We start from the raw sequence: 24,225 nt of genomic DNA, 5'->3' as shown, positions 1-24,225 counted from the left end.
ATCCCGCCGCTGGAATGCCTTTGTCTGCCCGGAGTGCCGGCAGGTTTTTCGCGTTCGTGGAGATCACGAGGGCCGCGGGGTGGTATGCCCGGCTTGCCATCGCATGTTGAAATTGCCGGTGGAGGGCGATGCGTTGCCGCCATTGGTGGTAGAGCGGGTCCAAGCGCCGGAGGCGGACAGTGTGCCAATGATGCACCACCGCCCGGGGAAGCGCAGCGACGAGTTTGACGAGACTTTTTCGCGCCGCGAGCCGGTGGACCGCTTGGTGAAGCGGATTGTGGTGGCGACGGCCCTGACGATGGTGGCAGTGCTTTTTTGGGGATTGCTTTGGAGTCGCGGCAAGCATGCCGAGACGGTGGATTCCGGAGATGGGTCGGCCTTGTTGCCGCCGGCGCCGGAGCGGATGGAAGCGGCTCCGAGGAAGCGCGAGAGTTCGCAGTTGGCGAAGGTGGAAATTGGCGATTTGGAGCCCGCGATTCGCGGGGTGTTTGAGAACGATTCGGGAGATCCCTCGGCTTGGTTGCTGCATGCCGAAACGTCGCTTTCGCGATTCAGGGGAGAGCCGGGCGGTGAACGCCAAATGGGGACTCTCAAAGAGATTCATTGGAGCGTGCCGTTTGCTGCATCAGGGGAGCATATCGGGGTGGCGGTTCAGAATGGCGACTACGAAGGCTTCTGCGTTTGGCTGGCTCAGCAGGATGGGCGGTGGAAGGTGGACTGGGAAAGCACTGTGGGGTGGTCGCCCAAGACCTTTGAAGCGTTGACGCAAGAGCGACCAACGGAGCCGGTGGCGATGCGGGTGCGGGTGCTGAAATCGAATTACTACAATTTTGCCTTCGCGGATGACGATGCGTGGCAGTGTTTCCGGATCGAGTCGGCCAATGGAGAAGATTATCTCTACGGCTATGCCGAGGCGGGTTCGCTGACGGCTCGGACCTTGAATGCTGTCCAAAAGGAACGGAACGCCGTGACGCTTTCCATCCGGTTTCCGGAGGGTTCTGACAATCCCCGGCAGGTGATCATCGATTCGGTGATCTCCGAGAGCTGGGTGGCCGATATTGATTCTCCATGACCCGCGACAAGCAGAACACTTACGATAAGGCCCTGCGCCTGAATCTCGACCCCGCGGTTTACGGCACTTTGGCCGAGATCGGTGCTGGCCAGGAAACCGCGAACTGGTTTTTCCGGGTTTCGGGCACGGCCGGCACGGTCGCGAAGACGATCTCCGCCTACGACATGACGATGAGCGATGCCATTTATGGCAAGAGCCCACGGTATGTTTCCCGGCAACGGCTCGGGCAGATGCTGGAGCACGAATTCTCGATTCTGGAGGAACGTCTCGGGCCTGCCCGGGGGGATCACACGACCTTCTTTTCTTTCTGCAATACGGTCCGGGCCCGTGGCTACAAGGACCACGGCGAGTGTCATGGGTGGCTGGGGTTGCGGTTTCAGCTCAAGCCAAAGGACCCGCCGTCCGACATTTATCTGCACGTGCGGCTGCTGGACAAAACGAACGTCGAGCAGATGGAGGCGTTGGGGGTGATCGGGATCAATTTCATCCATGCTGCGTTTTACTTCCGGCAGAGTTTGCACCAGTTCGTGACGGCGCTGACCGAGAACCTTGTCTCGGGACGGGTGGAAGTGGACATGCTCAAGTTCCAAGGGCACGGTTACGACTTCTTTGACAATCGCTTGTGCGCCCTTCAGCTGGTGGAGAGTGGTCTGACAGAGGCGACTTATTTCCCGGCGAGTGGGGAGATTGAACAAGCCGCGGATGCTCTCTACAAGCGACCGATTTTGTTGCTGCGCGGGAGCTTCGATCCCGTGACTCGGCTCCACCTGGAGATGTTGGAGCAGGCTCGACTGGGCTTTGAAGCCTCACTGGCCGAGGAGGACCGAGGGCGGACATTGGAGCTTTGCGAGATTTCGATGACCAACCTGTTGCGCGGGGGGGCCGTGGACCATGTGGACTTCATCGATCGGGTCGATGCGTTGCAAGCCCTGGGAAAATCGGTGTTGATCAGCCGTCATGCGGAGTTCCACCGAATTTCGGGATATCTGGGTCGCTATACCACCCAGCCGGTGGGTTTGGTTTTGAGCATTGGACTGCTCAATGAGCTTTTCAAAGCCAAGTGGTCGGAGAATCTGTCGGGCGGCATTCTTGAGTCTTTTGGTCGGTTGTTCCGCAATCAGGTTTCTTTGTATGTGTATCCGTGGCGCAGCCGAGGAACGGGAGAAGTAGTGACGGCGGATTCATTCCGGGCTCCGGAATCGTCTCACCATCTTTACCGGCATTTTCTGGAGAATCGGATGGTGCGCAGCGTTCCCTATCGAGATCTTGACCTGCTGCAATTCACTGGTCGCGACATCATGAAGATGATCCGCGATGGGGATCCACGGTGGAAAGAATACGTTCCGGAGGTGGCTCAGCGCTCGGCCTTGGTCCATCAAGGGGTGGCCAGCCGGTGAGAGGACATCATTCGCGGCCGTAGTCGCTGCGGGAGCGTTTGATCAGATCAAACGGGCTGCCGCAGTACATGCAGCGGAACCTCTGGGTGAAAAGGAGACTGATCAAGGCGGTGGTGCCGTAATTGAAGGGGAAAATCCGCTGAGCGCGGGCGTTTTTGGTGGCGGTGTTGTCCAGTAAAGGCGTGCCCTTGCAGAGCGGGCAGCGCGCTCCTTTGCGAACGAGAAGTCCGCTCAGCCAGATAGCGGCTTGGAGTGCCATGACGATGACCAGCGGGATGCCCAGCGAGCGGTCATCGTGGATGATCATGAGGCTGGCCAGAGTTCCAGTGGCGACGAGGCAGAGGAACTGAAAGCTGGTGATCGCCATGGCGAGGACGAACGACCGTTTATGGGGTAGGGATCGATATTCCCGGATGCTTTCCGAAAGGGGCATGTCAGGTGGGTTTGGGGCGGGCTACCCACGAACAAGCACCGTTTTTGGGGTGCTGACCATCAGGAAATGCGTCGGGCCCCTTCCGAGGAAGGGGCCCGAGAGAAATCCGAGGAACCAAATGGTGGCGAATCAGTTCCCGCTGCCGGTCATTTTGGAAAGCACTTCGACTTTCACAGAGACGATGCCGCGGGAGTAGAAGCCCAGCCGCTTGGCGACGCCTTCGGTGACGTCGATGATACGGCCGCGGGTGTAGGGGCCGCGGTCGGTGATGCGGACGATTTCCGACTTTCCGTTGGAGAGGTTGGTCACTCGGACCTTGGTTCCAAGGGGAAGTGTTTTGTGGGCGGCAGTGGAGGCCTCGTTGTTGAGGCGTTCGCCGCTGGCGGTGTGGGTGCCGCCATTGCAGCGGATCCCATACCATGAGGCTTTTCCTTGCTGGACGGATTTGACCGCCCAGTCCGTACGGGCGATGCCGTTTCCGCTGGTTTGGTTGGCGAGGGTTGCGCAGGAGCTCAGGATCATTGCTCCGACGAATGCCAGCATCGTAGTGAACGATTGGTGCTTCATCGTTTTGGTGGTCTGTTGCCTGGTCGTTCTCCCCTCGGGGAGAAACGGCGCCGAGCGCATAGCCCTCTGGAGATGAAGGGGCAAGCCCAATCTGTGCTCCGACGGATCGCCCGCAAATGCCGCAGGTTGCAGGACTTATGCCAGGAGTACTTCAGGTCGCTTAGAGAAAAAGAATGACAGCGATGGCCTTTTTTTTGCTATTTCACCCTCCATGCTGGGTTCGTGGTTTCCCTCCAGTCGGGACCGCTTCACCGAGGCGGATTTCGAATTTTTGGCCGGATTGCTGGCTCCGGGCGATGGTCGTCGCTTCCTGTGGACTCTGTGGGAAGACCGTGAGGCACTGCGCGAAATGCTGGATTTGAAAGAGGTCCTGCGTGGCCTTTTGGAGGGTCCATCAGCGGTGCAGGTATCGCCCTATTTCTATTTCTATGTGCTGGTGAGGCATGCCTTTCTGGAGGCGGGAATCGAGGATGTGGGGGTTGCTGACTACGTTGCCGGGGTGCTGAGTGAGCGGGTCGGCGCGGATCCCGATGATGTTCTGCGGGGCATTCCCACGGGCTTGGTCCATGCGGCGGATTTCGTCACGATCATGGAAAATGCCCATGGAAGGCTACGTTTTCATCTCCAACTGGCTGCGGGGAACCAGTTTTTGGTGCTCACGGGGTTGTTTCCAGCGTTTCTCCGCAGGCGTTCGGAACGCTGTGGAGCTCCAGGGGTAGGGTTCTATGAGTCTTTTGCGCGACGGGTCTTCCACGATGTCGCGGAGAATCCGAGCGCACCTCGCGAACTGCCTAGGCGGATGTTGAATCAGCTTTCGGAGTGTCTGCCCCAGGCTCGGCGGTCTCTCAACAAGATGGCGGAGGATTACGTTTTCCTTGGCGATTGACCCTAGGAACGCTTGGCATGGAGGGCATGGAAGTTCGCCAGCTTGCCGATCAGGCTCCATTCACCACCAAGGACGGTTCGACCATTCGCAGTATCCTCGATGCCTCCAATGCACCTGTGGCTCAACAGAGCTTGGCAGAGGCAAGTCTCCCGATAGGCCGGGCGACGGACCGCCATTATCATCGCGAGAGCGAGGAGATCTACTTCATCCTCGAAGGTCGCGGTGTGATGGAGATCGACGGTGAGGAGAGGGAGGTCGTGGTGGGGGATGGGATTTTGATCCCAGCGGGTGCCTGGCACCAGATTCGGTCGATTGAGCCCCTGAGGTTCCTTTGTTGTTGTGCTCCTCCGTATCGGCACGAGGACACTTACTTCGAATGAGGTCGTCTCAAATGACTTCGACTGGAAAGGCGGCAGAAAAGGCGTCCTGAACCTCACGGATTTTCTCCGGGTGGTAAGGTTGCTTGCCGGAGTAGGCCCAGACGGTTCCCGGCCAGGCGGGATCGTCCTCGCTGCGTGCGACGAGGTGGACATGCATTTGCCGGACTTGGTTGCCGATGCAGGCGACATTCATTTTTGTCGGCTGGAAGGATTCGCTCATCCATTGGCTGATCGAGCGGATCAACTGGGTGACCGCCGCGTACTGGACATCATCGAGTTCGTGGAGGTCTTCGATCGGCTCGGGAACTTCGGGCACGATGAGGATCCATGGAAATTGAGCGTGGTCTTTGAGGAGAATCCGGCATCCGTGGAGATGCCCGAGAGGATGGGTCCCCGAGGCAAGATGGGGATGGAGGGAAAAGGTGGACATGGCTGGGCGACAGGGTGAGCGCGGGTGGCTCAGGGGTCGAGTCCTAGAAACGCTTCAACGGCCTTGGTCGTGGGATCTCCACGGCGGCCGAGATCGTGGCTGAGGGAGGTGTGGTCCTTGTTGGGGATGGCGACCACACGAGCGTATCCTCCCTGGCGGCGGAGGGCTTCGGCCATGAGCAGTGCCGGATGGTGGGGAGGGGTAGAATCGCCCGGATGGAGGAGAAGAAAGGGGGCGACACCGCGGTGGACGTGATATACGGGCGAGGCGTTTCGCTGAGTCGCGGGATCGGATGTAAACGCCGAAAGGATCGCTTGGCGCAAAAGTTCCTGCATGCGGGGCCGGGTGAGTTCTGTAGGGATGTCGTAGCCCACCCCATCGAGAAGGATGACGCCCTGAATGGCTCGCGGATCACCGCCAGCTTTGCGCAAGCGGGAGGTGTCAGTGGCGGCGAGAGCGGCGAGCTGGGCACCCGCGGAGTGGCCGAGAAGGTAAATCTCACGGGGATCCCCGTGATGCTCGGCAATGTGTTTCTCCACCCAGGTGATGGCGGCGCAGACGTCGTCGATGTGGGCCGGGTGATGGACGGCCGGTGACAGGCGGTAGTCGATGGAAACGACGATGTAGCCCAGTCCGTTGAGCCAGCGGGTTTTCGGCTGGAGGAATCCTGAGGCGGATCGGCTGCCGGCAGACCAGCCTCCGCCATGGATTGCGACGATGACGGGATGCAGGGTGCCGGCGGGGTGTTTGGGGAGATGGATGTCGAGACGCTGCTCGGCGGTGCCACCGTCGATGTAGGGAACATCGCGCACGGTCCGTGCGGTGAGGGGCAGGAGGAAGAGAAGGGTGATGAAGAGAATCTTCACGGCAGGGAACCCCTGCATGGGCGGCGGGATTCGCAAGCTAGGGATTCTCCTCATTGGCCGTGGGGTGCCGATCCTCTGGCGAGGAATTTTCGGGACTGAACGACATATTTGTCAGCCCATGCCGCGACCTTGGCCTGCTCTTGGAGATCGAGGGTGCGGACGACTTTTGCTGGGGTTCCCAACACCATGGATCCCGGAGGAATGACCGTGCCTCCGGTGACCACTGCTCCGGCTCCGATGATCGAGCGTTCGCCGATCACTGCTCCATCCAGAATGATCGCGCCCATGCCGACGAGCACTTCGTCCTTGATCGTGCAGGCGTGGATGATGGCGGAGTGTCCCACGGTAACCCGCTCGCCCACATAGCAGCCATAATCATCGGCCAAATGGACGACGGCATTGTCCTGAATGTTGGATCGGGGGCCGATGATGATCTCGTTGATGTCTCCACGGAGGGTGGCTTGATACCAGATACTGGACTCCTCGTGGAGGGTCACGCGGCCGATGATATCAGCGCTGGCGGCGACAAATGCACTCGGGTGGAGCACGGGCGCGAAGGATTCGTAGGTTTCGATGGCCATGTCGGCGCGATTCAAGCCCGTGATGAAGGGGGAGGAAAGCCGCGTTTCCGTCCCTTGACGGATGCGCGGGTGGGCGCTTGCTTGCGTGAGGCGGGACGTTGCCCCCCTGAGGAGTTCATGCGAGAAACGCTGGTAGTCGTTGGTCTGGTGGTGTTGGCGATCGGTTTACGGTCGTCGCGTACCGGCGTGGTTCGGAAGCTTGGAGCTTTGGTCTTTCTCGCTGCCTCCTACGTGCTGGTGGTTTTTTTGACCGGGCGTTGGTGGTTGGGGATCTTAGGAGTGGTGCCATGGTTCCTGCTGCCGTGGATCGAGTTGCTGACGCGGATTCGCTGTCTCCGGCTACCGGTGAACAACGCGCTGAACCACCGGCGGCATCCGGATCCAGCGTTTTTCCCTCATGCTCCGGAGGCGGCTGCTTCCATGGAAGAGGCGGGATTCGAGCATGTTGCGGATTGTTCATGGGAATGGGGAGGGATGCGCCAGTACCTTCAGCTCTACTGGCATCCTGAGGAGCGGGCAGAAGCCACCATCCATCTGTGCGAGCAAAGTGAAGTGGCCTTTTCCTTTCTCTCGATCACCTCCCGGCATTGCGACGGGAGGACGTTTCGGACGACCAATTTCCCATTTTCACCGACGCTGAAGTCCCCTCAGGGAGTGCGATGGAATCACGTTCCTTGCGAAAGGAATGCCTTTGAACAGATTCTCGCGGACCACCGGCAGTATCTGACGAGGCTGCGGATCGACCTCGGGACCTTGCGAATGCCGGATCCGGATGAAATCGAAGGGTCCATCGAAGAGGAAATGCGGACGCAGCTCCAACACAATCTGGAGGAGGGCATCCTGCGAGCGAGCTTCGATGATCGCTACTTTGAGTATTCGACCCGCGGGTTGTTTTTCCTGTGGGGCCAGTTTGTGAAGGATATGATCCGACTTTGCTGAGCCCAACCCGCGGGTCGGCGTGAAACCGGGGCCATCAGGCGTCCCCGGGGATCGGCGGAGCTTCAGCGGGCAGGGTGATGGGGCCCTTTTCAAAGTCGGCGGCGGCCGGGTTCATGGAGAGGCCGAAGAAGGGTGACTTCTCGTTTTTCATGATGTCGACCCAGCGGACCATCTGCCCGGTGTAGGCGGATATGCGGCCCATGATGGCGACGGCAGTGACTTCTGCAATGCGTTGGGCATCATTGAGTGGCTTCTCCTCCAAAACGCTGCGCAGCAGGTCGACGTGCTCTTGGACCATGGAGTTCTCGGTATCGACTTTGATCTCAGGAATGGTGACTTCCGTCCCTGCCATTTTGCCGCCGCCGTAGCAGGATCCGGTCGCACCGGTGAAAGTCTCGCCGACGCGATTGTAGACGCCGGACATCTGGCGGCACTGCGAGTGAATGTGGACTTCATCGCCGAAATCGAAATCGATGCTGAAGAAGTCGAATTGGTTTCCGGTGCGGCGGCGTGCGCGGCCACCGAATCCGAGGGCGGAAACCGGAAGCCGACCGAGAAACCAGCAAGCGACGTCGATTTGGTGGACGTGTTGTTCGACGATGTGATCGCCAGAGAGCTCAACGAAATTGAGCCAATTGCGAGTGAGATATTCGGTGTCTGACCAGCCTTCTTCCCGGTCGCGAATCCACGGCACGCGGTCGTTCCATTGGATCAGTCCGCCGCGGATCGGTCCGATGGCTCCGGCATCGATCTTCGCCTTGTTTACGAGATAGCCCAGTTGGTGTCGGCGTTGGGTGCCGGCGACAACGCCGAGGCCTTTGCTGGCGGCGAGCTTGCCGGTTTCGATCACCGAGCGGCAGCCCCCCGGATCGACCGCCACAGGTTTTTCCATGAAGACGTTTTTTCCGGCTGCCACGGCTGCAGCGAAGTGAACCGGGCGGAATGCAGGAGGGGTGGCGAGGAGGACGAAATTGCAATCGGTCTTGAAGGCCTTCTGGTAGGCATCGTAGCCCGAGAAGACCTGATCGGCAGGAACCCCGTGGGCTTCTGCGGTGCGTTTCGCGTTTTCCGGGAAAGCATCGGCAGTTGCGACGACTTTGGGGCTCAACTTGAGGATCTTGCAGGCCTCCAAGAAATCGTTGAGGGCGCCATTACCACGGCCGCCGCATCCGACGAGGGCGACCTTAATTTCAGGGGCGCTGCCAGCGACTTGTGCGAACAATTGGGGTGAGGCCGCAAGGGCGGCGCTGACGAGGCTGCCCTGCTTGAGGAAATGTCGGCGGGAAAAGTTGGGGTTCATGATTGGAGTCGTGAAGTGCGGTTTCCGGACAGGGTTGGGCCCGGGTACCGATGGGAACGGCGAGGCGTTCCGGGATTTTTCATCAGCTTGTGGCAGCAAAAGAAAAAGCGCCGTCAGCCAGTGGCGGACGGCGCTTCGTAGAGATTCAGTTCAGCTTCCCAGGGGTTTCCGGGAGGGAACCTCAGTCGTGATCGTGGCCGGTATGGTCTTCGGCACCTTGCTCCGCCATGGCGGCGACGCGTTGCTTGAAGCCATCGATTTGTTGACCCATTTCTGAGTCGGGATCCACGGCCTTGGCTTCGTCAAATGCGGTGGCGGCGTCGTCGAAGCGGCCCAGTTGGGCGAGGATCATGGCTTTGATGGTCGCGATTTGCTGCTTTTCGGCTCCTTCGAATGCTCCGCTTTTCAGGGTCTCTTCGGTGAAGGAGAGAGCGCCTTCATGGTCGCCTTTCTGGCCGAATTCGTTGAGTTTGGACTCGAAGCCAGCGTAACGCTCCTTGGCTTCCATTTCCTTGACGAATCCGGTGGTGTCCTCGGGGTCAGCGGCTTTGATGTCATCGACCACACCGCCGTAGAACTTGCCGACAACGGCATCATCGAGGCCCATGGCATCGAGGGCGGAGATCAGGGCGTTGGCCTTTTCCGGGCCTTCGAGATGGGAAGCCTTTTCGAAGGCTTCGTCCCGCGTCGTGCGGTTTTTGAGCAGTTCGTCGAGGTGCTTCACATAGGCCTCGGCGCCTCCTTCTTGGTATCCGGTCCGAGCAAACGGGCGCCCTTCTTCATCGGTGAGAAGAATCGTAGGGAATCCTTGAATGGCGTAAGCTTCTTGAAGCTTGGCATTCTGCTCCTGAGTTTCCTCCGAGAGCTTGGAGGTATCACGAGGGTAGTCCAGCTCCACGAGCACGAACTTGTCCTTGATCCCCTCTTTGAAGGCATCTTCTTGGAAGACTTCTTCGTTGAGCTTGATGCACCATCCGCACCAGTCCGAGCCGGTGAAATCGATCAGCAGCGATTCCTTCTCCTTGGCCGCTTCGGCCTTGGCGGCCTCGAAGTCTTGGGTCCAGCCTTCACCGCCGGCCAGGGCGGTGCCGAGAGTGGCGGCGCAGAGGGCCGCATGGAAGACGTGTTTCATTTTCATCGGTGGCGACGCTCCTTCTCTGAACGGCGTTGTCGAGCGATTTCCTCCGCAAGGTGGAAATGATGGATTATCCAGGGAACAATCCACGACTCGCCAAATGCTGGATCCAGGGCCGAAAATCGAGGTCGGGAGCCGCTTCGCGAGCGAAGTTTTCGAGTTCATCCAGCGTCCGGCTGCCGTCCAAGGCGGCGACCACTTTCTGGTGGTTGTCGGGGAAATGGCAGGTGCGATGGTAGGCATCCACCAGCCCGCGATTTTGACGGGCGAAGTGGAGATTCAGTGAGGAAAGTGCGGGTTTGGTCGGGGTTGGGGCGATGGTGACCTTCTCGGCACGCAGTTCGACCCAGCCGATGCGAGCTGCCTGAAAGATCCATTGGGAAACGGCTCGTCCTCCCTTTTCCGGGTCCCAGCGAGGGCCGAGACGTGCGGCGCAATCTTCCATCAGCCGGGTCAGAGGCCGGGTCGACGGGGCGGCTTCGACCAGCGATGCGTGGAGCAGGCTGATGATTTCTCCCTGCACAGCTGCCGGAGGAAGCTTGGCGACGGCGAGGCGGACTCCGAAATGCAGCACCACCGACTGCGTCGTCCCGGGATCGAGTGCGGTGTCGGAGCGGCAAAACAAACTGACTCGATGAGTACGACCCGAAAGCAGATCCAAGGTTTGCTGAAGGAGCACGGGATCTTTCTCCAGAGGTTTTAATGAGGCCAAAGCTTCCGCAGGGAGGTGGGGCGGGAGATTGTCTGGCAAGGCCGCTTCACCAAGGTAGCGGAGCTTTCGATCGCCGGCCCATTTCAGTACTTGGCCAAAGTGGAAGGCGTCGCATACCGGAGCCAATTCATCGAAGGGCAAGATCTCTGGGCCCTTGCGGCGCAGATCGCGGAAAATCGAGGCGAGATGTTGGCAGTAGGGGGCGTCGCTCAGAGCGGAAGTGGATTCCAAGACTTCAAGCAAAGGGTCGATCTCAGGAGTTCCCTCGGTCAAAGCCCCCAGGGCCGGCAACATGGCCACCGCTTGCTGACGTAGCGCCCACCCTGGCAAAGTGTTGTAGCTGATGCAGGCAATTCCCGAATCGGCGAGAGAGGAGGCAATCCGCTCCAGCAAGATCGCTTTGGCGGCATCGTCGATCCAGGACAGCAGGCCGTGGGCGATCACGTAGTCGAAGGGTTCGTCGGGTGCCTGCCAGTCCCGCAAGTCGGCATGTTCGAAGTGAATGTTGGTCAGCCGCGCGGCGCGGGCCGCTTGTTCGGCCGCCCGAATCGCAGAGTCCGAGAAATCCACGCCAACAAACTGACTTTCGGGAAATCGCTCGGCCAGAGGCAGCAGGTGCTGCCCTGACGCGCATCCTAGCTCGAGGACTCGACATGCCTCTGGCAAAGCCGGAGCGATCACTCCTGCACAGCGGGCGGAGGCGGCTAAGACTCCCGGGTGGGCTTCCGGGTGAGACAGTGCAGGGTAGCGGCGCTGGGAATAAAGCTCGCGGACGGCGTCGGACATGCGGCGGAGAATGCCGAATGAGATCGAAAGTCCAATCGGGAACCTTTCGAAAGCACCATGCCGGCAAAGAAGAGCACGATTTCTTAGAAACCCCGGCATTGACACGGTCCGCTCGCCTGCTTAACAACCCCGTCCCGCGTCCGAAGGGGCAAGGGCGGAGTAGCCAAGTGGTAAGGCAGAGGTTTGCAAAACCTCCATTCGTGGGTTCGATTCCCACCTCCGCCTCCATTTTCTCCTCAAGCTTTTCGAGGGTGACGGGCCGGGAATGACCTCCCTCCTCACAGGCCATGAGGTCCGCCCTCTGCATTCAGCGAGGATCCTCTCCACCCCTTGTCGGTCGCTTTGGAGCTGCACATGATTCGTGATGCTTTTGGGGACGCCAGCTCAAGTGCGTCCATCGCAGGATGGACGTTGCCGTCTTCACGGAGCTGAGTTGGAGATCGATCGAAGGCTTCCTCTCCTCTCATGCTGATGCGTTCGGACGATCATTCCTGAATGATTGCAATTTGCAGGAAAAAGACTCCGGCCGAAGGTTTTCAAAGATAGTCGTTCTTCATTTTGCAATGATGTATCGAATGAAGACATGAACTGCAAGATGATGAAAGGCAAAGCGTCATGAAGTTCATTCAGTCATCTTAGGGAGTGCTCCTCCATGGATGATTGTGAACGAATGCTTCTGTTTCAATAACCCTCAAATGCGGGGCTTGGCGGATGGGGGATTCTTTGCAAGGCTTCGTTCGAGCCAAGGGAACTCGAACCCCACCCTCCACCGTCCCCGGCGCCCCCACGCCGGCTTTTTCCCCAAGGGCCTCGGAACTCTCGAACCCCGGAGTGAGCCGAGGCCCTCCCCATTGAAAACACAGGGAAGGAAGGCCACGGGAGGGAGAACTTTTGCGAGTCCTCTTAGCGGCGACGCTTGCGATTCATCCGGTCATATTGCCTCCGCCACCTCGGTTTGAAGAGATTACGGATCATTCTTGATAGGGCTTTGAAGAGCGACATGAGGGGACGGGGAGATGTTGGGAAGTCTCTGAAATTGCGAAGGGGATTCCGAAGTAAAAACTATGTTAGAAAAATCAAGATGATAATCCTTACGATCTTGATTTGATGAGTGCAGAAATTGCACGTCGAGCCGATGGAAGGAGTTGGATCCGGCGGAAAGAATACGATTCCTCTCGGAGTGAAGATGATGGCGGGATTCGCCATCCCTTTCATGATGAACCTGCTGAGCATGACAGAGGCTCACGGTTGAGCGGGTTGCTCCGCTCGCCAGCGGCATGCCTCGCCGTGGCTCGGGCATCAAGCCGAGCTCAGGGCAAAGCTTTGTCGAGATCGCAAGATGTCGACGCGGGCGCGCCGTCTCATCGAGGGTCATCGAGATCGACCACTGCCGTCCAATGCTTGTCCGAGTAGGTGCGTGATGGATCACGACTCCAGAGGTGCGCTGGAGCGTTTTCGAAGTAGTGGAGACTTTGGTGGGCATCCATCCGGCCTCATTGGGAGCTCGATGAGTGGGAGTCCAACGATCTCGCCGAGATCCGGGAGAGTGACTTCCGCCGGCGGTCACTCGATGCTCTCCTTGCAACCTGGAATATCGAGCTGGACCGGGCACGATCTTGGGTACTCTCGAACAAGCGACCGAAGATCGACGTTGGAGGGAGGAAGCCGGAACTGCTCGACATGGATGATGCCAACAGACCGCTGCGACGGAAGCGAAACCACCGCGAGGAGAAGGCGGCTCGTGAATACCCAGAGCCAGAGCAGAAGCTTCCAATCCTATGGCCACGCAGGAGCTTGCAGACGTGCTGCGGATTCGGTAGGGGGGGGCTCTGACGATTGTCCATGTTTGATCCCGACCCGACACCTCTTTCCCAACCCTCAGCTCACTCCGATGGTGCCCGACTGCTTCAAGTCGCAGCCATAGGGTCTCGTCAGAAATGAGCACATTGAGTGATAGAGATTACAGTTTTGAGGATGGCGTCAAAGCTGGCGATTTGATCCTCGGTCTCATCGAGAAAATTGATCCAGACCTGCGTGAAGATTGCAGGACATTTCTCTCTGCTGAGCAGCTTGATCCTTTGCTGGAGAGATTTCGCGAGATCACAAAGTCACGTTCGCCCATGCCGTGTGTGGAAGGGTTGATCTCTAGGCTTATCAAACCCACGATCTTTGAATGCAGCTTGATGACGTTCTGGGGAGCCGCCGATTTCTGGAAGAATCAGGAGGAAAACTTCCCCAGCTGCGAGATCGCACAAGATCTTGGTTTCGTGCAGCTCGGATTTTGGAGGGGAGATTGCGATGGCGACGCTTGGATCATCGATACAGCGTTGCAGCGTCTGGCTTCTCTGTCCTTGGACGTCTGCGAGTTTGGAGCTGATCAGGTGCGGCTTAGTTGCACCCTGATTTTCGATTCCCCATGGCAGTGGCATTCCTTTCTGCGGTGCGTCGCTTGGGAGCGTGGTTGGATCCCAGAGAACAAATGAGTGCGATCTTATGAGCCATGGGTGGCAACCCTGCGGACTGGTCTGCTCTCCTGATGGATTCATGCCCGTCCCCAGTCTGCTGGTTACCACGACTTCTGACGTTCGGCAAGAAATGACGGCTGACGAAGTCGCTCAACAGATTGCGGATTTGGCAGTGCGGTAGGAAGAGCATTGAAAGGGCGATCAGAAGGTCCGGCACTTTGCCCAATGCTTGGAGCATGTTGAGGACAGTGTTGTATTCGACGGGCTGTTCCGATTTTTCCGCGAGGCGGGCTACGGTGATCCTGGGACGTTTAGGCAGGAGATCGCCGGGGCTCTTCTCTTCCTTCGAGCTCCGGAGCCCACCATCACCCTTAAGGAGATCATCAGCGAGAGCGTGGGGTGCTACAATTTGAGCTTCGAACAATTGCCATGGTGCCTTTCGCTTCATTTCGGGAAGGAGCCTTTCCGAGCGGCAGTCGAATCGGCGTTGGAGAGCAGATCCCTCAGCGAGAAGCTCATTCAGAGCCTAATGACGTATCTCCAGTGGATTCGGGTTCCTGAGGAGGAAATCCGAGAGGAGCTTAAGCCTTTCAGCGAACGCAACTGCTGAAAAAGGCGAACAAGCTGAAGTTGGCGACCTCTTACAGCGGCCTTGTTGCGTTACCATTTTGGCGGTTCAATCCGGCAACGAGAATCGGCGTGCCGCCATGAGGGCCGGGATCGCCATTTCTCTGAGGTTGGCCAGAAAACACCGGATCAGAGTCTGCCCCGAAATCAGGCTTGAATGCATGCGTCAATGGCGTATAGTGATGCCCGAGGATGATCTTCCATGAGACCGACGTTTTCACAGCGCGTATCGTCGAACTCATTGATGACGAATCATACTCTGCGCTGCAGGCCGTACTGGTCGCAGATCCCGAGGCTGGGGACCTCATTCCCCGGTCGAAGGGATTGCGGAAGATTCGTTGGATGGGCAGTGGACGAGGCAAGCGGGGTGGAATTCGAGTGATCTATTATTTGGTCCACCACGAGGAGATCTTCATGATCTACGCCTACCCGAAGAACCGAGAAGCTGACCTGAACCAACGCCATCTCCAGATCCTCAGGGACCTGGTTGAACAACACCTGAACCAATGAACGACGAAGATTTCGAACTGCTTTGCGAGAGCATCCGTCAAGCCGGTGAGATCCGCCAAGGGAAGAGGAAGCCCTCTCGAACCTTCAAGGTTGGGGATCCCGACGCGAAGGCGATTCGGGAGCGCCTTGGTCTCTCCCAGTCTCGATTCGCCGCAATCATCGGGGTCAGCGTTCGCACTCTGCAGAATTGGGAGCAGGGTCGGCGCGAGCCCGAGGGTCCCGCGAAGGCGTTGCTGCGTGTCGTCGACCGAGAGCCGCAAGCCGTGCTCCAGGCACTCCGCGCCTGATTGGAACAGAACAAGGCCAACGAGACCGTGGGAAAACCCCGGTTGAGCCGGTCGTTCCTTTGCTTTCCGATGGTGGCGAGTGATGGACGCCGTTTCGGATTTTCGGGCGGGCGTTTCCCATCCGGGGTCATGGCGCCTCGTGATGAGTTCCTGTGACGCTCCGCCGAGACCACCCGTGCCGTGAGGCAAGGAAGGTGCACCCCATGGCGGGCTCGCCGGTGGGGTAACCCGGTCGATAGAGAGCGAGCTTGCCGATGTTGTGTTGTGCATGATGCTCCAGGGGTTCCAGATGACTCCCACTTTTTCCCGTCCGCGGTAGTGGATGCGGTTGAGGCCTTTGGCGTGTCGCAGGTTGGCGAAGATCGTTTCGATGGTGCCCATGCGGTAGCTGTGGCGAGGCCTTCCTTCGGGGGGCGGGCTCAATGCAGACGCTCAAAGTACGGCGTTTGCCGTTTTTACTCATGCAGCGCGAGCGGAACTCGCAGATACTGCAGAAGTCGCTTTCGATCTCGTAGATGTGGAAGGCGCCTTTGCCGCCGGTGGAGGTGCTGGTGCCGGGTTTGTGAAGAAGGAGCTGGGCGGGGGAAGCGCTGAGGGAGCAGCTCAATGGCTCGCAGTGTCAATAGAGGGCCGAGAGGAAACGATTTTGACGAGGTTTCCCGTCAAATTCAGGAGGTACAGAAGCGCATAGGGACACCAGGAGCCTTGCTGGATCTGTTCCCACTTTTGTTCCCGTTTCGGGCTTTGCCCCGGGGGGGTGGTGCAGCCCGTGAAAGGAGAAGGAAAGTACGCGGACCGGGACTCGAACCCGGGACCAATCGGTTAAAAGCCGAGTGCTCTACCAACTGAGCTATCCGCGCTTTGGGTTGCCGGAAGGGCGGGGAGGGGGTTAGGGGTGGCAGGAGGCTTTGGCAACACCTTTTTTCCAAAAAAGTCCGGGGATGGGTTTCAAGACCAGTTGAAGTCGAGCAGGGTGGAGTGCGGTCGATTCACATGGAAGGCCCGGATGCCACAGGCGCGAGCGGCTTCGATGTCGAGGGGGAGGGAGTCGCCGATGTGGATCACCTCGCATGGATCGAGGGAAAGCGCTTGGAGAGCGTGGCGGAAGATGAGAGGGGAGGGTTTTCTGGCACGGGCGTCTGCGGAGGAGAGGATGAGGTGGAAAAAATCAGCGAGTCCGAGAGATTGGAGGATGGGATGGAGGCGATGGTCGAAGTTGGAGACCACGGCGAGTGTGATCCCTTCCGAGTGGGCTCGTTCGAGAACCGCCGGGGTTTCTGGAAACACGGTCCAGGCTTCCGGTTGGGCGTAGTGGTGGAAAAGCTCGGAGAAGGCGGCCTCGGTGATGGGTTGTGCCAAAGCCGTTTCGACGAGGTCGCGCCACCATTGGCGTTCGACTTCATGACCGGGGCGGGAGGAGGAGAAATCGGGAGCGGGTTGGCAGGCGAAGGCACGACGGAATGCCTGATCGAGTTCGGCCGAGGTGCGGTGGATTTGGTGTTTGGAGAGGATGCGTGAGTAGACGTCGCCAACGGGTTCGGCGAGGTCGATGAGGGTCCCGGCGGCATCGAAGAAGAGGGCTCGAATCACCAGAGGAGGGTGGTGGGGTGAGTTGACAAAAGCGAGAGCAAGGGATTCTGGCGGATCGGCGCGGAATCCGCTAGATCGCCTCATCATGGCGATTGTGGGCATGTTGGTGTTGCTGGGAGTGGCGTGGGCGATGTCTCGCGCCCGCGGGGCGATTCGTTGGCGGACGGTGGGCTTGGCTTTTGCGTTGCAGCTGGGGATTGGAGTGTTGGTGTTCCGGGTGCCGTGGGGGCGAGCGGGGCTTGAGTGGATTTCGGAGCGGGTCGCGGCTGTGATCGCGGCTGGCCAGGAAGGGATCACTTTTTTGTTTGGATCCTTGGCGACAGGCGAGGGGGTGGGGTTTGTGTTCGCGTTTCGGGTGTTGCCGGTCATTGTCTTTTTCTCCTCGCTGATCGCGGTTCTGTACCATTTGCGGATCATGCAGGGGGTGATCGCGGTGCTGGGAGGAGGTCTGAGGAAGTGGTTAGGGACCAGTCGGGCGGAATCGTTGAGCGCGGCAGCAAACATTTTTGTGGGTCAAACGGAGGCTCCGCTGGTGGTGAAGCCGTACATTGAACGGATGACCCGATCGGAGTTGTTTGCGGTGATGTGTGGGGGCTTGGCGAGCGTGGCGGGATCGGTGTTGGCGGGCTATGCGGGTCTGGGAGCGGAGCTGAAACACCTTTTGGCCGCGTCATTCATGGCGGCTCCTGGAGGGTTGCTGTTTGCGAAGTTGTTGATGCCGGAGACGGAGTCGCCGGATGAGGTGATGCTGGATTGGAGCGAAGAGCGCCCTGCGAATGTCTTCGATGCGGCGGCGGCCGGGGCTTCGGATGGGATGAGACTTGCGCTGAATGTGGGGGCGATGTTGTTGGCCTTCATTGGGCTGATTGCTCTTGTGAATCTGATATTGGGAGGGGTCGGAGGGTGGTTCGGCCAGGAGGGGTGGAGCTTGGAGGCATTTCTTGGCTGGTTGTTTTCACCGGTGGCTTGGCTGGTGGGAATTCCCTGGAAGGAGGCTTCGCAAGGGGGCGCGTTGATTGGTCAGAAGTTGGTGCTCAATGAGTTTGTCGCTTACGTGCAGTTTCATGATTGGAAAGAGGCGCTGAGTGGCCGGACACGGGCGATTCTGACGGTGGCGTTGTGTGGGTTCGCGAATTTGTCTTCAATCGCCATTCTGCTGGGTGGCTTGGGGGGGATTGCGCCGACCCGCCGAGCCGAGATTGCCCGATTTGGCCTCTTGGCGGTGATGGCTGGGACATTTTCGAATCTGATGAGTGCGGCGATCGCTGGGCTGTGTTGGGTGGGGTGAAATCGCCTTGAGCTTTGGCGCGTCCGGATTTCCTTGGGGCGCGCACATGGCGGTCGATTTGAAAGCGAAGCTGCGGGAGCTGCCGCATCAACCAGGGGTCTATCTGATGAAGGACCGCTTGGGCTCGATCATTTACGTGGGGAAGGCGAGGGATCTGAAAAAACGGGTTTCCTCGTATTTCATGGCTTCGCGCAAAACGCGGGCGGATCTGAAGACGCGTGCTTTGATCGATACGATCGTGGATTTCGAGATCCATCTGGTGCGTAACGAAGCGGAGGCCTTGTTGTTGGAGGGGAAGTTGATCAAGGATTACCGACCGCGCTACAATGTGTCGTTTCGCGACGACAAGCGGTTCTTGTTGGTGAAGCTGGATCCATCGGAGCCATGGCCGCGTTTCGTGCTGACGCGATTGAAGCGGGATGACGGCTCACGGTATTTCGGGCCATTTGCGCATTCGGGGGCATTGCGGGCGACGATTTCATGGGTGAACCGGAAGTTCGGGTTGCGAGTGTGTCGGCCGCGCGAGCCTGACGAAACGGCATACAAGCACTGCAATGCGGACGTGATTCGAAATTGTTCGGCGCCGTGTGTGGGCCGGATTGCGCGCTGGGAGTATCTGAAGCGGGTCGATGAGGCTTGCGAGGTGCTGGCGGGAAAAGGTCGTCGAGATTTGTTTGATCAGATCGAAGTGGAGATGGGGAAGGCGGCGGAGCGGCTGGATTTTGAGAAGGCGGCTTTGTTACGAGACGTGTTGGACAACCTGAAAAAGACTCTGAATCCGACCCGCCAATTTACGCGTGGGCGTGGGGTGCCAACGACGGTGAAGCCGCTGGAGGATTTGGCGGAGCTGGGGGAGGAATTGGGCTTGGAGGGTCCGCCGAGAGTGATGGAATGCTTTGATATTTCGAATGTTTCGTCGAACCACATTGTGGCCTCGATGGTGCGGTTCACGGAGGGCCGGCCGGACCATCAGAATTATCGAAGGTATCGGATTCGGACGGTGGAAGGGCAGGATGACTTTGCCTCGATGGCGGAGGTGATTCGGCGGCGCTACTCACGCATTCTCAGGGAGAATTCGAGGCATGCTCCAGATTTGGGTGAGTCTCAGGAAGACGTGGTGGAGATTCAGCGGCGGTTGGCCAAGGAGGGGCGGGCGAAGATCGTGCTGCCTGACTTGGTGATCGTGGATGGTGGCAAGGGGCAGCTTTCGTCGGCCGTGCGGGAGCTTCGTCAGCTTGGGTTGCACGACTTGCCGATCGTCGGTTTGGCGAAGCAGCGGGAGGAGGTGTTTGTGCCCGGGAAGAGTGATCCGATCCTGATTCCGCATGAGCGGGGGGCCTTGAAGTTGTTGCAGCGGATCCGCGATGAGGCGCACCGATTTGCGAACGGCTACAACGAGTTGCTTTACCGGCGGCGGATGAAGGAGAGCATCCTGGACGATTGCCCGGGAGTTTCGCCACGGCGCAAGCAGGCGCTGCTGGAGAAGTTTGGCAGTGTGGAGAGAGTCCGGAAGGCGACGGTGGGGGAGATCGCGTCGATTTCAGGGATATCGGAGAAGGGAGCGATTGCGATTTTGGAGTGGCTGGAGCAGCGGTAGATTTCTCGCCGCTTGGCGACGGCCCGATTGTGGGTAGGTTTGCCGCCGTGACGACGTGGGACATTGCGGTGGAAACGGTGAGGGCGTGCCTGGAGAATGGAGTGCGCGAGTTTGTGGTTTGTGCAGGAGCTCGGAATGCGGCTCTGGTGGAGGTTTTGGCACGTGCGGAGGCGGCGGGTCATGTGACTTTGCGGCAGCATTTCGAGGAGCGCTCAGCGGGATTTTTCGCGGTGGGAAGGTGCATGCAGAGTGAACCCTGTGCGGTGGTGACGACGAGCGGCACGGCGGTGGCTGAGTTGCTGCCAGCGGTCATTGAGGCGCACTATCAGGGCCGGCCGCTGGTGCTGGTGACGGCAGATCGACCCGCGCGATTCCGGCAGAGCGGGGCCCCCCAGGCGATTGTGCAGCCCGGAATTTTCGGAGGCTATGCGGGTGCTGGAGAGTGGGCTGACTGGGATCGACGTTCGCCATGGCACGTGAACGTCGAGTTGGAGGAAGATTTTGTGATGGGTGAGGTGGAGTGGCCGGAGCTTGCGGGGCCCGGGGAGGCTCAGTGGCCCCGTTTGGCGGCGTCGGGATTGGCGCGGTGGCTGAAGGACGATCTGTTCCGGGGGTTGGTGGTGATGTTGGGCGAATTGGAGCCGGAAGACCGGGAGGACGTGTATCATTTCGTGCTCGATCTGAAGGCGCCGGTGGTAGCGGAGGCGACCAGTGGTTTGCGAGAGGCCTTGGGCCCGGTGGTGCTGGCGGATCCGGATCGCGCTCTGCGGCATCAACTCCCCGGGAAGGTGCTGCGTTTGGGTGCGGTGCCGAGTGGGAGATTTTGGCGGGATTTGGAAGAGCTGCCGGAGGTCGAGGTGTGGAGCGTCACGCGGAGCGGTTGGTCGGGTTTGGCCAGGGACTCGCATGTTACGTTGGGAGAGGTCGGGCGAGTGATTCGGGCTTTGGGCGAAGCGGAGGAGGCGGGAGACGCGTTGGGTTTGCTGGATGGGAATTCGCGGTCGGCGGCGGAGATCGAGGAATGGCTTGAGGCCTACCCCGATAGTGAGCCTGGGATGTTGCGGTCGCTGTCCCAGTATGCGGCGCTAGGAAATGGAGTCTTTCTGGGCAACAGCCTACCGATTCGGGAATGGAATCGGTTTGCCCAATGGGACCAAGCGATTCCTGAAGTCCGGGCGAATCGGGGAGCCAATGGCATTGATGGCCAAATTTCGACTTGGTTGGGATGGTCAGCGGCGCGGGAGGATGCGTGGTGTGTGGTCGGGGATCTGACGGCGCTTTACGATTTGGCGGCTCCGGCGATGCTGGGTCAGGTGGAAAGGAAAGGCCGGGTGCTGGTCGTGGTGAACAACGGTGGGGGACAAATTTTCTCGAGGGTTCCGCGGATGGCAGCGATGAGCGATCGAGGCAAGGAATTGATGGTGAACCCGCACGAGCTGTCCCTGCGAGGATGGGCGGAGATGTGGGGGATGGGATATTGCCGGATTGCATCACAGGACGACTTCGACGGGTTGGAAGCTGGCGAAGTGCCGTTGTTGGTGGAGTTGGTGCCATCGGCGAAGGAAACAGCAGCCTTTTGGGAGCGGTTGGATGGATGATGGTGCTCCAAGTTGGCGCGAGGTTTTGCGCTGGAAGCTCGGTCGAGGTCCGCAGGATGCGGATGAAGGTGCCCCGGACACTCCGGCGGAGGTGGTGTCATGGGTGCGGCGGCCATTGCCGGACACGGGGTGGCGTGTGAGCTGGCTAGGTCACGCCTCGTTCTTGTTGGAGGGGCAGGGGCGGCGGTTGTTGATCGATCCGGTGTTCTCCGATTTTTGTGCTCCTTTACCGCTGCCGTCGATGAAGCGGCTTTCCCCGCCGCCATGCTCGGTGGAAGCTTTGGGCGAGGTGGATGCGGTGCTACTGACTCACACGCATTACGATCACCTCGATCTGCCCACTTTGAGGCATTTTCGTGGATCGATGATGGTGGTTCCGACGGGGTATGCGGGATGGATGCAGCGGCGGGGATTTGAGTCGGTGCGGGAGTTGGGATGGTGGGACGAGATGGAGCTTTTCGACGGGGTGAGTGTGAAGGCGAGTCCGGCACGGCATTTTTCGGCCCGGACTCCTTTTGATCGCAATCCATCGGGCTGCTGTGGATATCGAATCGAGGGGGGTGGGGTCGCGTTGTGGCATGCTGGAGACAGTGGAGATGCTCCCATTTTCGATGAGGTAGGGGAGCGATGGGGGCCGGTGGACTTCGGCATGATTCCGATCGGTGCCTATTCGCCACGTTGGTTCATGTCGCGAGTGCACCTTGACCCCCGGCAGGCGACGCGGGTGTTTCGGGTGACGCGGTGTCGGCGAGCGGTGGGCATGCATTGGGGAACATTTCGGCTGACGGATGAGCCGATGGGTGAGCCGCCGTTGCTGCTGGAAAGGGAGGGAATCGAGGGATTCTTCACTGGAAAGGTGGGAGAATCTTGGTGGGTTGGCCCCCTCGAAAGCATGCAAAGCGATGCGGAGTCTTGAGGGTTGAGAAAAATCTTGGAGCTCGTTAAACAGTTGGACGAATCGTCTTCGCTGTATCGGCATGAACGTGGTGCTCCGCTCCTTCAACCTTTCCGGAAAGTTCCGGAAGCGGAGCGGTCGGCCGCGGCCTTGGTTGACGGTGGCCGGAATGTTTCTACTGGTGGTGGCGTGGATGCCTTGCCTGATTGGAAGCATCTTGGGGATTTTCCGCTGCAGCGGCAGCCATGAGGTGCGTTGCTCGATGTTGCCGAATGGCGGATTCGAGATCGTGCTCCATCATGCCGAAGGGGCTGGTTCCTGGCATCATCACACTCCGGTGGAGCAGGTTTTGTTCGGGGATCCGAATGAGCATCACCCCGATCACCAGATCGGTGTAGGAAGTGGTCGCAACGAATTGCTTCCGGATGGAAAACTGCCGGAGGTCTCTCCGGTGGTGATGGAAAGTCTCCCGTGGGAATTGGAGGGGCGAGAGGTTGAGTTTTTTCCGGCTTGCTTAGCCGAGGAGGAAGCCTGTGCGCTTTCTCGTGATGGCCCCCCGATATGGCGGGGCGGTGTGATGAGAATTTGAGAAAAGGGTGATTTCGCGGCGGTCAAGGTCGCGGCGGAATCTGGCTTTGAATGTGCCCGATATGACGACGTCGGGCGCGGCAATGGCGATCCCTTTTCTCTTTTGATTTCTCGATGATTCTTTTCCCATTTTCAGCATCGCTCGTGAGGCAGCGATGGGTGTCGCAAGTGGCCTTAGGGGAGATACGTTCCTGGGGCTTCCTTGGCTGGATCCCAATATTGGATCGAAACGATCTTTTTCCCGGAGAGCTTGAGCACGGTGACTTTGCCAGCTTGCTGGGGGAAGTGGGCGATCAATTCGGCATCGTCTCCGAGGATGATGCGGTGGGCGTACTTCCGCATTTTCGGGAGAGCGAACATCCGGCCGATGCCGGGCATGCCGTGGATGTTGGCCATGTAGATCGCCTTCTTGCCGGGCAGGTAATCGGCGCCGAGCCCGTCGAGAACCTTGTTGGCGGCCTTTCCGGTTTCCATGTCGTGGCTGACGAGGAGATAGCGTGTGTTTTTGGGCTCAAGCGTGTAGGCTTTTTGATGCTGATCTTTTGCCGAAAAGACCTCGATGGTTTCTCCCGCCTTGTAAGGATCGGCGAGGCAGGGAAGGACCAAGAGGGACAGCAGCAGAAACAGAAGCGAACGGATTTTCATGGCGATCGTGATGGTTTAAGAAACTCAGAACCCCTGTGGACGATGAAAACGAAAAAATCCCACCGGAGCGTGGGCCTCAACAAACACTGGATCGCGGGAAAGGCGATGCGGAAATCCATCGGCCTCGCGCTCAGCGGGCTGCTGCTGGCAGGAGCGGTGCAAGCCGCGCCTTTGAAGATCGACCCGAAGCGCAGCCGTATCCAGGTTGACGCGAAGGCGACGGGGCACGCTTTCACCGGGACGCTTGAGGACTATGAGGCAAAGGTGGACGGAGATGTGTCGACTTTGTTGCCTCAATCCTTTGTTTTGAAGTGGACCTTCGACGACTTGAAGACGGGCGAGGCGGATCGGGATCAGGAGATGCTCAAATGGCTGGGATCGGCGAAGCCGGCGGGTTCATTCAGGTTCACAAAGACATGGGAGAAGGATGGCAAGCATTTCGCCATGGGGAACTTGACGATTCACGGTGTGAGCAAGGCGATTGCTTTTCCTTACACGGTGGAAAAGGACGGGGAGTGGGTGACGATTGATGGGGCAGTGCAGCTGGACTACACGGATTTTTCCCTGCCGATTGTCCGCTCGATGGCGATCATGACCGTGAAGCCTGAATTGAAGGTGCGCTTTCATTTGGTCGGTAAACTCTAAGTGACG

The 24,225-nt window shown here is 59.0% G+C and carries 26 protein-coding genes and 2 tRNA genes; 16 read left to right on the top strand and 12 right to left on the bottom strand.

Features of this window, described 5'->3' with window-relative positions:
* The first annotated feature begins 103 nt into the window (after nt 1–103).
* Complete coding sequence (locus tag HNR46_RS13650; protein ID WP_184019722.1) at nt 104–1,072, top strand: hypothetical protein; 969 nt, start codon at nt 104–106, stop codon at nt 1,070–1,072.
* Nucleotides 1,069–2,469, top strand: a complete 1,401-nt coding sequence (locus HNR46_RS13645; protein ID WP_184019720.1) for a TonB-dependent receptor — start codon at nt 1,069–1,071, stop codon at nt 2,467–2,469. The genes HNR46_RS13650 and HNR46_RS13645 overlap by 4 nt, the downstream gene beginning before the upstream one ends.
* 7 nt (nt 2,470–2,476) lie before the next feature.
* Here HNR46_RS13645 and HNR46_RS13640 read toward each other — a convergent pair whose 3' ends face one another.
* Both HNR46_RS13640 and HNR46_RS13635 read right to left on the bottom strand, forming a co-directional pair.
* Nucleotides 2,477–2,902, bottom strand: coding sequence for a hypothetical protein (locus HNR46_RS13640; RefSeq protein ID WP_184019718.1), 426 nt, complete (start codon nt 2,900–2,902; stop codon nt 2,477–2,479).
* Between the two features lie 129 nt (nt 2,903–3,031).
* Nucleotides 3,032–3,469 carry a septal ring lytic transglycosylase RlpA family protein gene (locus HNR46_RS13635; protein WP_221285167.1) on the bottom strand — a complete coding sequence of 146 codons (438 nt, stop codon included), beginning with the start codon at nt 3,467–3,469 and terminating at the stop codon, nt 3,032–3,034.
* A gap of 211 nt (nt 3,470–3,680) precedes the next feature.
* Here HNR46_RS13635 and HNR46_RS13630 point away from each other — a divergent pair, with 211 nt between their 5' ends.
* Entirely contained in the window at nt 3,681–4,355 is a 675-nt protein-coding gene (locus tag HNR46_RS13630; protein ID WP_184019714.1) for a hypothetical protein, read from the top strand.
* Between the two features lie 26 nt (nt 4,356–4,381).
* Nucleotides 4,382–4,735: a cupin domain-containing protein gene (locus HNR46_RS13625; RefSeq protein WP_184019712.1), complete on the top strand. Its 354-nt coding sequence runs from the start codon at nt 4,382–4,384 to the stop codon at nt 4,733–4,735.
* Nucleotides 4,736–4,742: 7 nt separating this feature from the next.
* Here the strand turns inward: HNR46_RS13625 and HNR46_RS13620 are convergent, their stop codons facing one another.
* From HNR46_RS13620 to HNR46_RS13610, 3 genes are read right to left on the bottom strand one after another with little or no spacing between them, the layout of a single operon-like run.
* Nucleotides 4,743–5,165: an HIT family protein gene (locus HNR46_RS13620; RefSeq protein WP_184019710.1), complete on the bottom strand. Its 423-nt coding sequence runs from the start codon at nt 5,163–5,165 to the stop codon at nt 4,743–4,745.
* A gap of 29 nt (nt 5,166–5,194) precedes the next feature.
* The gene (locus HNR46_RS13615; protein ID WP_221285166.1) at nt 5,195–6,031 is read right to left on the bottom strand and encodes an alpha/beta hydrolase; all 837 of its coding nucleotides are present in this window, start codon (nt 6,029–6,031) and stop codon (nt 5,195–5,197) included.
* Nucleotides 6,032–6,081: 50 nt separating this feature from the next.
* Nucleotides 6,082–6,612 (bottom strand): gamma carbonic anhydrase family protein, encoded by a 531-nt coding sequence (locus HNR46_RS13610; RefSeq protein WP_184019741.1) that lies wholly within the window; start codon nt 6,610–6,612, stop codon nt 6,082–6,084.
* Between the two features lie 117 nt (nt 6,613–6,729).
* Between HNR46_RS13610 and HNR46_RS13605 the strand changes: the two genes are divergently transcribed.
* A complete protein-coding gene (locus HNR46_RS13605) occupies nt 6,730–7,551 on the top strand; it encodes a hypothetical protein (protein WP_184019706.1) in 822 nt (273 codons plus the stop codon).
* Nucleotides 7,552–7,585: 34 nt separating this feature from the next.
* Here HNR46_RS13605 and HNR46_RS13600 read toward each other — a convergent pair whose 3' ends face one another.
* The 3 genes from HNR46_RS13600 to HNR46_RS13590 form a co-directional block, all read right to left on the bottom strand.
* Nucleotides 7,586–8,851 carry a Gfo/Idh/MocA family protein gene (locus tag HNR46_RS13600; protein WP_184019703.1) on the bottom strand — a complete coding sequence of 422 codons (1,266 nt, stop codon included), beginning with the start codon at nt 8,849–8,851 and terminating at the stop codon, nt 7,586–7,588.
* Nucleotides 8,852–9,032: 181 nt separating this feature from the next.
* The gene (locus tag HNR46_RS13595; protein WP_184019701.1) at nt 9,033–9,989 is read right to left on the bottom strand and encodes a thioredoxin family protein; all 957 of its coding nucleotides are present in this window, start codon (nt 9,987–9,989) and stop codon (nt 9,033–9,035) included.
* Between the two features lie 67 nt (nt 9,990–10,056).
* Complete coding sequence (locus HNR46_RS13590; protein ID WP_184019699.1) at nt 10,057–11,484, bottom strand: class I SAM-dependent methyltransferase; 1,428 nt, start codon at nt 11,482–11,484, stop codon at nt 10,057–10,059.
* Between the two features lie 153 nt (nt 11,485–11,637).
* Here HNR46_RS13590 and HNR46_RS13585 point away from each other — a divergent pair.
* Nucleotides 11,638–11,712 (top strand) — tRNA-Cys (locus tag HNR46_RS13585).
* Nucleotides 11,713–12,845: 1,133 nt separating this feature from the next.
* Here HNR46_RS13585 and HNR46_RS21215 read toward each other — a convergent pair.
* Nucleotides 12,846–12,971 carry a hypothetical protein gene (locus HNR46_RS21215; RefSeq protein ID WP_281375585.1) on the bottom strand — a complete coding sequence of 42 codons (126 nt, stop codon included), beginning with the start codon at nt 12,969–12,971 and terminating at the stop codon, nt 12,846–12,848.
* A gap of 450 nt (nt 12,972–13,421) precedes the next feature.
* Between HNR46_RS21215 and HNR46_RS13580 the strand changes: the two genes are divergently transcribed.
* From HNR46_RS13580 to nadS, 4 genes are all read left to right on the top strand, one after another.
* A complete protein-coding gene (locus HNR46_RS13580) occupies nt 13,422–13,967 on the top strand; it encodes a hypothetical protein (protein ID WP_184019696.1) in 546 nt (181 codons plus the stop codon).
* 211 nt (nt 13,968–14,178) lie between these two features.
* Nucleotides 14,179–14,559, top strand: a complete 381-nt coding sequence (locus HNR46_RS13575; protein ID WP_184019694.1) for a hypothetical protein — start codon at nt 14,179–14,181, stop codon at nt 14,557–14,559.
* A 209-nt stretch (nt 14,560–14,768) separates the two neighbouring features.
* Nucleotides 14,769–15,086, top strand: coding sequence for a type II toxin-antitoxin system RelE/ParE family toxin (locus HNR46_RS13570; protein WP_184019692.1), 318 nt, complete (start codon nt 14,769–14,771; stop codon nt 15,084–15,086).
* Nucleotides 15,083–15,373 (top strand): NadS family protein, encoded by a 291-nt coding sequence (gene nadS / locus HNR46_RS13565; RefSeq protein WP_184019690.1) that lies wholly within the window; start codon nt 15,083–15,085, stop codon nt 15,371–15,373. The genes HNR46_RS13570 and nadS overlap by 4 nt, the downstream gene beginning before the upstream one ends.
* A 787-nt stretch (nt 15,374–16,160) precedes the next feature.
* Here nadS and HNR46_RS13560 read toward each other — a convergent pair.
* Both HNR46_RS13560 and HNR46_RS13555 read right to left on the bottom strand, forming a co-directional pair.
* A tRNA-Lys gene (locus tag HNR46_RS13560) sits at nt 16,161–16,233 on the bottom strand.
* Nucleotides 16,234–16,321: 88 nt separating this feature from the next.
* Nucleotides 16,322–16,963, bottom strand: a complete 642-nt coding sequence (locus HNR46_RS13555) for an HAD-IIIA family hydrolase (RefSeq protein ID WP_184019688.1) — start codon at nt 16,961–16,963, stop codon at nt 16,322–16,324.
* Nucleotides 16,964–17,048: 85 nt separating this feature from the next.
* Here HNR46_RS13555 and HNR46_RS13550 point away from each other — a divergent pair, with 85 nt between their 5' ends.
* The 5 genes from HNR46_RS13550 to HNR46_RS13530 all read left to right on the top strand — a co-directional run bounded on the left by HNR46_RS13550 (nt 17,049) and on the right by HNR46_RS13530 (nt 22,930).
* Nucleotides 17,049–18,251 carry a NupC/NupG family nucleoside CNT transporter gene (locus HNR46_RS13550; RefSeq protein ID WP_184019686.1) on the top strand — a complete coding sequence of 401 codons (1,203 nt, stop codon included), beginning with the start codon at nt 17,049–17,051 and terminating at the stop codon, nt 18,249–18,251.
* A gap of 46 nt (nt 18,252–18,297) precedes the next feature.
* Complete coding sequence (locus tag HNR46_RS13545; protein WP_184019684.1) at nt 18,298–19,848, top strand: excinuclease ABC subunit UvrC; 1,551 nt, start codon at nt 18,298–18,300, stop codon at nt 19,846–19,848.
* Between the two features lie 47 nt (nt 19,849–19,895).
* Nucleotides 19,896–21,446, top strand: coding sequence for a thiamine pyrophosphate-binding protein (locus tag HNR46_RS13540; RefSeq protein WP_184019682.1), 1,551 nt, complete (start codon nt 19,896–19,898; stop codon nt 21,444–21,446).
* Nucleotides 21,439–22,362 (top strand): MBL fold metallo-hydrolase, encoded by a 924-nt coding sequence (locus tag HNR46_RS13535; protein WP_184019680.1) that lies wholly within the window; start codon nt 21,439–21,441, stop codon nt 22,360–22,362. Before HNR46_RS13540 ends, HNR46_RS13535 begins: the two co-directional genes overlap by 8 nt.
* Before the next feature lie 61 nt (nt 22,363–22,423).
* Nucleotides 22,424–22,930 carry a hypothetical protein gene (locus tag HNR46_RS13530; RefSeq protein ID WP_184019678.1) on the top strand — a complete coding sequence of 169 codons (507 nt, stop codon included), beginning with the start codon at nt 22,424–22,426 and terminating at the stop codon, nt 22,928–22,930.
* A 173-nt stretch (nt 22,931–23,103) separates the two neighbouring features.
* Here HNR46_RS13530 and HNR46_RS13525 read toward each other — a convergent pair whose 3' ends face one another.
* Nucleotides 23,104–23,574 (bottom strand): hypothetical protein, encoded by a 471-nt coding sequence (locus tag HNR46_RS13525; protein ID WP_184019676.1) that lies wholly within the window; start codon nt 23,572–23,574, stop codon nt 23,104–23,106.
* 42 nt (nt 23,575–23,616) lie between these two features.
* Here HNR46_RS13525 and HNR46_RS13520 point away from each other — a divergent pair, with 42 nt between their 5' ends.
* Nucleotides 23,617–24,219, top strand: coding sequence for a YceI family protein (locus HNR46_RS13520; protein WP_184019674.1), 603 nt, complete (start codon nt 23,617–23,619; stop codon nt 24,217–24,219).
* The last annotated feature ends 6 nt before the right edge of the window (nt 24,220–24,225 follow it).

Origin of the sequence: Haloferula luteola, assembly GCF_014201715.1 — a bacterium.
Classification (GTDB): Bacteria; Verrucomicrobiota; Verrucomicrobiia; order Verrucomicrobiales; family Akkermansiaceae; genus Haloferula; species Haloferula luteola.
This window is presented reverse-complemented; position numbering and strand designations above follow the sequence as displayed.